Source organism: Skermanella sp. (assembly GCF_059503625.1).
In genome coordinates this window covers 1-10293 of record NZ_JCACHA010000627.1, presented here as the reverse complement: position 1 = coordinate 10293, position 10293 = coordinate 1, and the positions used below count along the sequence as shown (strand labels likewise).

At 64.8% G+C, this 10293-nt stretch carries 9 protein-coding genes and 1 pseudogene; 8 read left to right on the top strand and 2 right to left on the bottom strand.

What is annotated here, in order from left to right; translation table 11 throughout:
• The 3 genes and pseudogenes from AC5JJ6_RS18300 to AC5JJ6_RS18290 all read left to right on the top strand — a co-directional run.
• Positions 1 to 406 (top strand): annotated as a pseudogene (locus AC5JJ6_RS18300) (hypothetical protein); the annotation flags it as partial.
• On the top strand, positions 318 to 1118 hold the full coding sequence (locus tag AC5JJ6_RS18295) for a 16S rRNA (uracil(1498)-N(3))-methyltransferase (protein ID WP_496043424.1): 801 nt from the start codon (positions 318 to 320) through the stop codon (positions 1116 to 1118). The pseudogene AC5JJ6_RS18300 and the gene AC5JJ6_RS18295, both read left to right, overlap by 89 nt.
• 10 nt (positions 1119 to 1128) lie before the next feature.
• A complete protein-coding gene (locus tag AC5JJ6_RS18290) occupies positions 1129 to 2493 on the top strand; it encodes a glutamate--cysteine ligase (protein WP_496043423.1) in 1365 nt (454 codons plus the stop codon).
• A gap of 99 nt (positions 2494 to 2592) precedes the next feature.
• Here AC5JJ6_RS18290 and AC5JJ6_RS18285 read toward each other — a convergent pair whose 3' ends face one another.
• A complete protein-coding gene (locus AC5JJ6_RS18285; RefSeq protein ID WP_496043422.1) occupies positions 2593 to 3924 on the bottom strand; it encodes a pentapeptide repeat-containing protein in 1332 nt (443 codons plus the stop codon).
• Between the two features lie 182 nt (positions 3925 to 4106).
• Here AC5JJ6_RS18285 and AC5JJ6_RS18280 point away from each other — a divergent pair, with 182 nt between their 5' ends.
• Together AC5JJ6_RS18280 and AC5JJ6_RS18275 are read left to right on the top strand one after the other, a co-directional pair.
• Entirely contained in the window at positions 4107 to 5003 is an 897-nt protein-coding gene (locus AC5JJ6_RS18280) for an MBL fold metallo-hydrolase (protein ID WP_496043421.1), read from the top strand.
• 126 nt (positions 5004 to 5129) lie between these two features.
• Positions 5130 to 6134 carry an Rpn family recombination-promoting nuclease/putative transposase gene (locus AC5JJ6_RS18275; protein ID WP_496043420.1) on the top strand — a complete coding sequence of 335 codons (1005 nt, stop codon included), beginning with the start codon at positions 5130 to 5132 and terminating at the stop codon, positions 6132 to 6134.
• Between the two features lie 196 nt (positions 6135 to 6330).
• Here the strand turns inward: AC5JJ6_RS18275 and AC5JJ6_RS18270 are convergent, their stop codons facing one another.
• Entirely contained in the window at positions 6331 to 6699 is a 369-nt protein-coding gene (locus tag AC5JJ6_RS18270; RefSeq protein ID WP_496043419.1) for a cupin domain-containing protein, read from the bottom strand.
• A 199-nt stretch (positions 6700 to 6898) separates the two neighbouring features.
• Between AC5JJ6_RS18270 and leuC the strand changes: the two genes are divergently transcribed.
• From leuC to leuB, 3 genes are all read left to right on the top strand, one after another.
• Positions 6899 to 8305: a 3-isopropylmalate dehydratase large subunit gene (gene leuC, locus AC5JJ6_RS18265; RefSeq protein WP_496043418.1), complete on the top strand. Its 1407-nt coding sequence runs from the start codon at positions 6899 to 6901 to the stop codon at positions 8303 to 8305.
• Positions 8306 to 8319: 14 nt separating this feature from the next.
• A complete protein-coding gene (gene leuD / locus AC5JJ6_RS18260; RefSeq protein ID WP_496043417.1) occupies positions 8320 to 8931 on the top strand; it encodes a 3-isopropylmalate dehydratase small subunit in 612 nt (203 codons plus the stop codon).
• Between the two features lie 78 nt (positions 8932 to 9009).
• A complete protein-coding gene (leuB, locus tag AC5JJ6_RS18255; RefSeq protein ID WP_496043416.1) occupies positions 9010 to 10128 on the top strand; it encodes a 3-isopropylmalate dehydrogenase in 1119 nt (372 codons plus the stop codon).
• The last annotated feature ends 165 nt before the right edge of the window (positions 10129 to 10293 follow it).

The following is a 10293-nucleotide window of genomic DNA, read 5'->3' as shown; positions in this document are numbered from 1 at the left end:
GCTTCAAGAATCCCGCCGCCGTCCATGCCATGTGCGAGGACTACCGTGCCGCCGCGAGCATCGACCTGGAGCACGACCGCGCCGACCGCGCCGCCGGCGTCAAGGTGTCGTGTCCTATGATGGCCCTGTGGGGCGGCCGCGCCACCATGGACCGCTGCTTCGACGTGCTGGCGACATGGCGGGACGTGGCGCTCGAAGCGCGCGGACATGCGCTCGACTGCGGACACTATATCCCGGAGGAGCGGCCCGACGAGTTCACCCAGGCATTGCTGGATTTCCTGGAGCGATGATGCGATACCCCCGGAAACGGAGAGGCCATGATCCAGCACCATCCAGATATCGAGCCGGTCAAGACCCGCCTGCATGTCGACGAACCCCTGGGCGAGGGCGCCACCGTCGGCCTTGACCACGAACGCGCCCATTACCTGCGCCACGTGCTCAGGCTGGACAAGGGTAACCGCGTAGCGCTCTTCAACGGCCGCGACGGCGAGTGGTCGGCCCGCATCGACGGTTTCGGCAAGGGCTGGTGCAGTCTGGCGGTCGAGTCCCGGCGCCGGCCGCAGGCCCCGGAGCCGGACGTCTGGCTGCTGTTCGCCCCGATCAAGCGGGCACGGATCGATTTCGTCGCCGAAAAGGCGGCGGAACTCGGCGCCTCCGCCGTCTGGCCCGTCATCACCCGTCACACCGATGTCGCCCGGGTCAACACCGACCGGCTGCGCGCCAATGCGATCGAGGCCGCCGAACAGTGCGAGCGGCTTACCGTTCCCGAGATCCGCGAGCCGGTCAGGCTGGATCAGGCGATGGCCGGCTGGGACCCCGCGCGCCCCTTGCTGCTCTGTGCCGAAGCCGGTCCTGTGCGCCCGGTCGCGGCGGCCCTGGCCGGCCTTCCGCCCGGTCCGGCCGCAATTCTCACAGGTCCCGAAGGGGGCTTCGCCAAGGATGAGCTTGACGGGTTGATCAATCTGCCATTTGTTGTTCCTGTCGGGCTGGGGCCAAGGATCCTGCGTGCCGACACGGCGGCGCTCGCCGCACTCGCTTGCTGGCAGGCCCATTGCGGGGACTGGTCGGCAGGGGGTGCCGACGTGCGTCCTCCGTTCCGTTCCCAAGAATCAGGTTGATCAGGCACCCATGTCCGCCCCTCCGAAGTCACGCGGCGAACCGATCACCGACCTCCGCGGTCTGGTGAGCCATCTCGAACAGGGCAGCAAGCCGGAGTCCGAATGGCGCATCGGCACCGAACACGAGAAGTTCGCGTACCGCACCAGCGACCTGCGGCCGCTGCCCTATGACGGTCCTGACGGCATTTCCGAATTGCTGAACCGGATGACCCGGTTCGGCTGGGAACCGGTCGTCGAGAACGGCAACGTCATCGCCTTGACCAGCGGCGCCTGCAACGTCAGCCTCGAGCCGGGCGGGCAGGTCGAACTGTCCGGTGCCCCGCTGGAAACCCTGCACGACACCTGCGCCGAGGTTCACGAGCACCTGGATCAGGTCAAGCAGATCGGCCGCGAGCTTGGCATCGGCATGATCGGCCTCGGCTTCAATCCCAAGTGGAGGCGGGACGAGATCCCCTGGATGCCCAAGGGCCGCTACAAGATCATGCGCGAGTACATGCCCAAGCGCGGCACTCTGGGGCTCGACATGATGATGCGGACCTGTACCGTGCAGGTGAATTTGGACTTTGCGTCCGAAGCCGACATGGTCAAGAAGTTCCGGGTCAGCCTGGCGCTCCAGCCGATCGCCACGGCGCTGTTCGCCAACTCGCCCTTTACCGAAGGCAAGCCGAACGGCTTTCAGAGTTTCCGCAGCCATATCTGGACCGATACCGATCCGGACCGTTCCGGCGACCTGCCGTTCGTGTTCGAGCAAGGCTTCGGCTTCCAGCAATACGTGGACTATGCGCTGGACGTGCCGATGTACTTCGTCTACCGCGACGGCAAGTACATCGACGCCTCCGGCCAGAGCTTCCGCGACTTCCTGCAAGGCAAGCTGCCCGCCTTGCCGGGCGAACTGCCGCTGATGACCGACTGGGCCGATCACCTGACGACGCTGTTCCCGGAAGTGCGCCTCAAGCGCTACCTGGAAATGCGCGGTGCCGACGGCGGCCCCTGGCGCGGCCTCTGCGCCCTGCCGGCCCTATGGGTCGGACTGCTCTACGACGGCCAGGCGCTGGATGCCGCCTGGGATCTCGTCAAGGACTGGACGGAAGAGGAGCGGGCGCATCTGCGTGCCGACGTCCCCCGGCATGCACTGGACACCGTCCACCGCGGTCGCCCGCTGAAGGAGCTCGCGATGGAAGTCCTGCGCATCGCCGAAGGCGGCTTGGCCCGGCGTGCCCGCAACGACCGCTGGGGCGACGACGAGACCCACTTCATCAACACGCTGCTGGAAGTCGTCGAATCGGGCGAAACCCCGGCGACCAAGCTGCTGAAGCTTTACCACGGCGAATGGAAAGGCGACATCGACCGCGTCTTCGCCGAGTTCTCGTACTGAGCGCAGTTCGCCAACGCTTCGAAGTCTGCTGAAACGACGTGGACGCGGCCTCCGGCCGCGTTTGCCTGCTCCGCCGGTCGGGCCTGATGGCAGACCAGCCTACCGTCCCACGGCCCCGTCGGTATTCGCTCCGGCCAGATTGGCTCCCGTCAGGTCGGTCCCGTTCAGCACCGCTTCCCGCAGGTCCGCGCCACGCAGGTCGGCCTTCGCCAATACCGCGTCCGTCAGGTTGACGCGGCGCAGGTCTGCGTTACGGAGGTTGGCGCCCTCCAGCCGGGCGCGGTGCAGGTTCGCGCGCCAGACATGTCCCGTGCCGCTCTGGATATGGACCGGGTTCAGCCTTGCGTCCGAGAGATCGGCGCCGGTCAGCGTCGCGCGTTCCAGGTTGACGCCGCGAAGATCGGCATTCGACAGGTCGGCGCGCCGTAGATCGGCCAGCGACATGTCGGTCATTGCCAGCACGCTGCCCGCCAGCTTCGTTCCGGACAGCACGCAACTCTGCATGATGGCGGCCGACAGGTTCACGCCGCACATGTCCATGCCGCTCAGGTCCAATCCGCCAAGGTCGGCCCGTCCTCCCGACTTGCCGCCGCTGTCCATCCAGGCCGCGTGTTCCGTCAGCAGTTCCGGCAGCTCGCGCCCCAGGTCGCCGAAAGATTTCGCCATGATGGCGCCCGCCAGTTCCGGTGCCCGGCGCTGCATGTCGTCCATGATGACGCCGATCATGATCGCGTTGGTCAGCTTGACATTGCCGAACTGTGCTCCCGACAGGATCGCGCCGCTGAGCCGCGCACCGGACAGATTGGCATCCGTCAGGTCGGCACCTTGCAGGTCGGCTCCGGTCAGGTCCGAGTTGGTCAGGTTGGCGCGGATGAACTTGGTGCCGCGCATGATGGCGTCGGTCAGGTCAGTCTGCATGACGAAAGCGTTCGATACCCGTGCCCGCGACAGGTTCGCCCCGCGCATGGTGGCGCAGGTCAGTTCAGTCGTCAGCTTGACGGCCGCACCGTTGATGGACGACACGTCCCCCGCCTTCCCGACATGGAGCAGCGTGCCGTCCCGCAGGTCGGCCTCCAGCAGCATGGCTTCGCTGAGGATCGCGCCGCGCATGCAGGCGCCGCGCAGATCGGTCCGCGAAAGGATGGCGCCCGTCAGGTTCGCCAGCCGCATGTCGGTGCCATAAAGATCGGCATTGGTCAGGTTGGAGCCGAGCAGGCGCGTGCTGAACAGCTTGGCGCCGCTGAAATCCGCTTCGGTCAGGTCGAAGCCGCTGAGGTCCAGGTGCGAAAGGTCGCGCATCTTGAAACTTGCGCGGGTGCCGCCGGGCTGTCGCTTGAGAAATGCCCTGTGTCTCGACGCGAGGACAGTCAATTCCTGCTGGGAAAGCCGCGTACGCGGGATATCGGCGATCTCGCCAGAAGCGGAGGTCATGAAGGAGCCATCCTGGAAGCGACCCTGGTAGTTTGGGTCACAAACAAGAATAAACCGTTAAGGCGATTTTCGCTAAATGCCGTTCCTCATATCAGGATATGTCAAAGCCGCTGGAACTGTCGCAGCGCCGTCCGGTTGGAATCGGCCAGATCCAGTGCCCCCAACCGATTGATTGCGAAGCCATGGCCGAACAAATCCCCCTGTCCGACAGCGCCAGCGCCGTCGATCCCGAGATCGACGCGGCGCGTAACGACAAGACCCACGAGATCGCTCCCGACCTGGCCTATCGCCGGCTCGGCATCGTCAACGTGATCTTCGTCGGACGTTCCGGCGCCGGCGACCGGCAGTGGGTGCTGGTGGACACCGGCATCCCCGGAACCAAGGGCTTCATAAAATCCGCCGCCGAGGAGCGCTTCGGCCGCGGCGCGCGTCCCGCCGCCATCGTCATGACCCATGGCCATTTCGACCACATCGGCGCGTTGGAGGACTTGGCGGAAGAATGGGACGTCCCCGTCTACGCCCATCCTCTGGAGCATCCCTATCTCGACGGCAAAGCCTCCTACCCGCCGGGCGATTCCTCGGTGGGAGGGGGAGCCATGGCGGCCCTGGCGCGCCTGTACCCGCGCGGCCCGGTCAACGTGGCGGCACGCCTCAAGACACTTCCCGATGACGGCAGCATTCCCGGCATGCCCGGCTGGCGCTGGCTTCACACGCCGGGCCACAGCGTCGGCCACGTCTCGTTCTGGCGGGAGAGCGACCGGACGATCATAGCCGGTGACGCCTTCGTCACGACCGACCAGGAATCCGCCTATGCCGTCGCCCTCCAGAAGGCACAGATGCACGGCCCGCCGATGTACTACACGGTGGAATGGGACAAGGCGAAGTCCTCGGTCGAAAAGCTTGCTGCCCTGGAACCCGAGCTTGTCGTCACCGGCCATGGCGCAGCGATGCACGGCCCCGAGATGCGCACCGCATTGCACACCCTGGCACGCGACTTCGACCGCATAGCGGTCCCGAAGCAGGGCATCTACCTGAAGGAACCCGCGCGGGCGGAAGACGGCTCGGCCTATCGGCGCTGAGAAGGGGCAGGCGGCATACGATGGGATGAATTTGCCGCAGGCGGTGCGGGTGGAGTTCAACTGGCTGACTGCGTGTGAAAAATGCGATCAACCCGGCACCTGCACCTATGCCGTGAATCGATCCCGATGCCGCCTCGCCTGATCCAACGCCATGACCAGTTTTTCAAACGCCTGCTCGAACGCGACGGTACGGCGGGAGCGCTCCTTCGGGAAAGACTGCCGCCGGCCATCGCAGAACGACTCGGTCCGGACGCGCCGGAACTCGTCGCCGGCTCGTTCGTAAGCCGGGAATTGCAGGAGCACCAGACCGACAGACTCTATCGCGTGCGTATGGTGGACGGTGAAATCGCCTTCATCTATGCGCTGATCGAGCACAAATCCTCACCCGATCTGAATGTGACGCTCCAACTGCTGGGTTACATGGTGCAAATCTGGCAGTGGTGGATCAGGCAGGAAATCAACAGTAGAAATAACCGGCGGCGACGGTTGCCGCCAATCTTCCCTATAGTCGTCTATCATGGCGAGGCGGAGTGGCACATACCGCTCGACTTCGTCGGCGGCATGGATCTATCGGTCGACGACGCCCTCCGCCCGCATCACCTGAACTTCAGCTATTCGCTGGCCGACCTTGGTCGGATCGAAGACGCCGAACTGTCCCGGGATGAAACCCTCCGGGTCGGCTTCCTGATCCTGAAGCACGGCAGCCGGAACGGCGACTTGCGGGAGACCCTGCTGAAACTCGGCAAGCTTGCTGCTACATTGGGCTATGATGACTTGGTGGCCCTGGTGCGCTACATTCTGAGCGAGCCCAACGCAGTCGAGGCGGCGATCATAGGGGACGTCCTTAAAGAAATCATACCTGGCCAGGAGACGAGAATTATGTCGATCGCGGCGGAGCAGTGGAAAGCCGAAGGCTTTCAGATGGGGGAAATCAAAGGCAAGGCAGCGGGCATAGAAGCCGGCAAAGCCGACCTCCTCCTGCGACAGTTACGGCGGCGCTTCGGCTCCCTGCCCGAGTCCGTCCAGGCGAGAGTGCAATGCGCCTCCGAGGACCAGTTGAACGAGTGGGCGGAAGCCGTCTTGGATGCATCGACGCTGGATGCCGTCTTCGGCACGCATGGGACCAACTGATCGCGGGTGAATATTCTGGCAGAGTTTCCGTCAGCAGCGGATGTAATTTGCGCATGCCGGTGCCGACACGGTAGAATACGCCGGCATACGTTGATGTCCGTCGAACTCCGAGAGACGCCGGGCGGTTCGGCAGCTGAAACGTAAAGTTGTCCGTCATGACATTTGCTTACAATTCATGTCGCATTGGGGAATGTCGTCACGCCGCCGCCTCGAAGGTCGCGTAGAGCTTCCGCGCCGTTTCCACGACCTCCCAGGTCCCGACGAACCCGGCGGGCATGACGAAGCTGCTGCCGGCGCGGAAGGTCCTTTCGCCGCCGGCCTCGTCGCGGACCACGACGACTCCGCTTATCAGGTGACAGAACTCGTTCTCGGTGAAGGCGACCCTCCACACGGCGGGGGCGCCCTCCCATATACCGGTGGAGAACTGGCCGGTCCTGTCCGTGAAGTAGTTCCAGGCGGTCTGGTCCGGCGACCCCGCGAGAATGCGGTCCGCGTCGGGCCGGATAGTAAACTCCTCCGACGGGGTTTCTCCGAAAACGGCAACGTCTGCTATCGCGATGGACATGAAATTTCCTTTTTACGGGCGGGCCGGCATATCCGAGGATACGAAATGCGCGGTCTGTATTGCATAAAAGTCTAGTCCCTTGAGACGGGGAGGGGCAAAGGCTATGGTGTCGCCAAAAGGAGAGCCCGGCTAATTCCGTCAATTCGGGGGCCGGGAAATTCGGGTCCCATGCTGGAACGAGATATCAGAGAATAAAACAATGGCCAAAGCGCGCACGCTCTTCGACAAGATCTGGGACAGCCACGTCGTCCACCGCCAGGAGGACGGCACCTGCGTCCTCTATATCGACCGCCATCTGGTGCATGAGGTGACCAGTCCTCAGGCCTTCGAAGGGCTGCGGCTTGCCGGCCGCAAGGTCCGGCGCCCCGAGGCCACTCTGGCGGTCGCCGACCACAACGTGCCGACCAGCGACCGCAGCCAGGGCATCGCGGACGAGGAAAGCCGCATCCAGGTCGAGACGCTGGAGCAGAACGCGCGCGACTTCGGCGTGCCTTACTATGCCATGGACGACATCCGCCAGGGCATCGTCCACATCATCGGGCCGGAACAGGGCCTGACCCAGCCGGGCATGACCATCGTCTGCGGCGACAGCCACACGGCGACCCACGGCGCCTTCGGTGCGCTGGCCTTCGGCATCGGCACGTCGGAGGTCGAACACGTGCTGGCGACCCAGACGCTCCAGCAGCGTCCGGCCAAGAACATGCGCATCACGGTCGATGGCGACTTGGCCGTCGGCGTCACCGCCAAGGACGTGATCCTCGCGGTCATCGGCGTGATCGGCACCGCCGGCGGCACCGGCTACGTGATCGAATACGCCGGCAAGGCGATCCGCGACCTTTCGATGGAAGGCCGCATGACCGTCTGCAACATGTCGATCGAGGCGGGCGCCCGCGCCGGCCTGATCGCTCCCGACGAAACCACCTTCGAGTACCTGAAGGGCCGTCCCTACGCCCCCAAGGCCGGCAAGTGGGAACAGGCCGTCGCCTATTGGCGGACGCTGCCGAGCGACGAGGGCGCCGCCTACGACAAGGAAGTGGTGCTGAAGGCCGAGGACATCGTGCCGCAAGTCACCTGGGGCACCAGCCCGCAGGACGTGCTGCCGATCACCGGCATCGTTCCCAACCCCGCCGATGTCGCCGACCAGGGCAAGCGCCGCGCGGTCGAGCGGGCGCTGGAATACATGGGCCTGACCCCCGGCACGCCGCTGAACCAGGTCAAGGTCGACAAGGTCTTCATCGGCTCCTGCACCAACGGCCGGATCGAGGATCTGCGCGCCGCCGCGACCGTCGCCAGGGGCCGCAAGGTTGCCGATGGCGTCTATGCGATGATCGTCCCCGGTTCCGGCCTCGTGAAGGAGCAGGCCGAGGAAGAAGGTCTGGATGTGATCTTCAAGGAAGCCGGCTTCGACTGGCGCGAGCCCGGCTGTTCCATGTGCCTCGCCATGAACGCCGACAAGCTGAGCCCCGGCGAGCGTTGCGCATCGACCTCCAACCGCAACTTCGAAGGCCGTCAGGGCCGTGGCGGGCGGACCCATCTGGTCAGTCCGGCGATGGCCGTCGCCGCCGCGGTGACCGGCCACCTGACCGACATCCGCGAACTGGCCTGAGGAGAGCCCGGAAAGTGGAAAAGTTCACCACCCTGACCGGGGTCGCCGCCCCGCTGCCGATCATCAACGTCGATACCGACATGCTGATCCCCAAGCAGTTCCTCAAGACGATCAAGCGGACGGGCCTGGGCAAGCACCTGTTCGACGAGATGCGCTACACGCCGGACGGGCAGGAGAGGCCCGACTTCGTTCTGAACCAGCCGGCCTACCGCCAGGCGAAGATCCTCGTGGCCGGAGACAACTTCGGTTGCGGGTCGAGCCGCGAGCACGCGCCCTGGGCGCTGGCCGATTTCGGCATCAAGTGCGTCATCGCCCCCAGCTTCGCCGACATCTTCTATAACAACTGCTTCAAGAACGGGATCCTGCCGATCGTCCTGCCGCAGGAGCAGGTCGACCTTCTGATGGACGACGCGGAGCGCGGTGCCAACGCCGTGGTCTCGATCGACCTGGAAAAGCAGGAGATCACCGGCCCCGACGGCGGCAAGATCACGTTCGAAGTCGATGCCTTCCGGAAGCACTGCCTGCTGAACGGTCTGGACGACATCGGCCTGACGCTCGGACACGTCCAGTCCATCGACAGCTACGAGACATCGCAGCGCGGTACGCAACCCTGGCTGTGGGCGTAGCGCAACAGGGGAGCTTTTCAGGAGCGTGAATGCGCATTACAAAGCTCCCCACCAGATATTCCACGGAGAAACCACGCGATGTCCGCCAATAAGAAGCTGCTGATACTGCCCGGTGATGGTATTGGCCCGGAAGTTATGCGCCAGGTACGCCGCGTGATCGACTGGATGGATCGTAGGCGTAAAGTCACGTTCGACGTTCAGGACGGTCTGGTCGGGGGCGCCGCCATCGACCAGTATGGCGTGCCGGTCAGCGACGAGACGATGGCCGACGCGTTGAGCGTCGATGCCGTTCTGCTCGGCGCGGTCGGTGGTCCCAAGTGGGACAACATCGGTTTCGACAAGCGGCCTGAAGCTGGCCTGCTCCGGCTCCGCAAGGAGCTTGGCCTGTTCGCCAACCTGCGTCCGGCGACCGTGTTCGACGCCCTGGTCGATGCCTCGACCCTCAAGGCCGACATCGTTCGCGGCCTCGACCTGATGATCGTCCGCGAGCTGACCGGCGGCGTCTATTTCGGCGAACCGCGCGGGATCGAGGAACTGCCCGACGGCCAGCGCCGGGGCGTCAACACCCAGGTCTACACCACGGCGGAGATCCAGCGCGTCGCCCGCGTCGCGTTCGAACTGGCGCGCAAGCGCCAGAACAAGCTCTGCTCGGTCGAGAAGGCCAACGTGATGGAGTCCGGCCTGCTGTGGCGTCAGGAAGTGACGAAGCTGCATCAGGCCGAATATTCCGACGTGCAGCTTTCCCACATGTACGCCGACAACTGCGCCATGCAGTTGATCAAGAACCCCAAGCAGTTCGACGTGATCGTCACCGACAACCTGTTCGGCGACATGCTGTCGGACGAAGCCGCCATGATGACCGGCTCGCTCGGCATGCTGCCGTCGGCCTCGCTCGGCGCGCCGGACGAAACGGGCCGCCGCCGCGCCCTGTACGAGCCGGTGCATGGCTCCGCCCCCGACATCGCCGGCCGCGACCTCGCCAACCCGATCGCGACGCTGCTCAGCTTCGCCATGATGCTGCGCTACTCGTTCGACATGAACGAGGACGCCGGCCTGATCGAGAAGGCTGTCCAGAACGTCCTGAACGGCGGCACCCGCACTTCGGACATCATGGCCCCCGGCATGGCTCGCTGCTCGACCTCCGTCATGGGTGACTCGATCATCCGCGAACTGGAGAAGGTAGCCGTCGCGGTGTAAGCCGCAGCGCTGCACCCGACAAAAAAGCCCGCCGGATCGTCAGGTCCGGCGGGCTTTTTTGGCATCAGGCCGCGTGGCTTGGTATCAGGTCCAACTCGTCGCGCAGCGCACGCTCCGCTTTCCATAGGTCATGCGCCTGCTGCATCCGAAGCCACAATCCAGGAC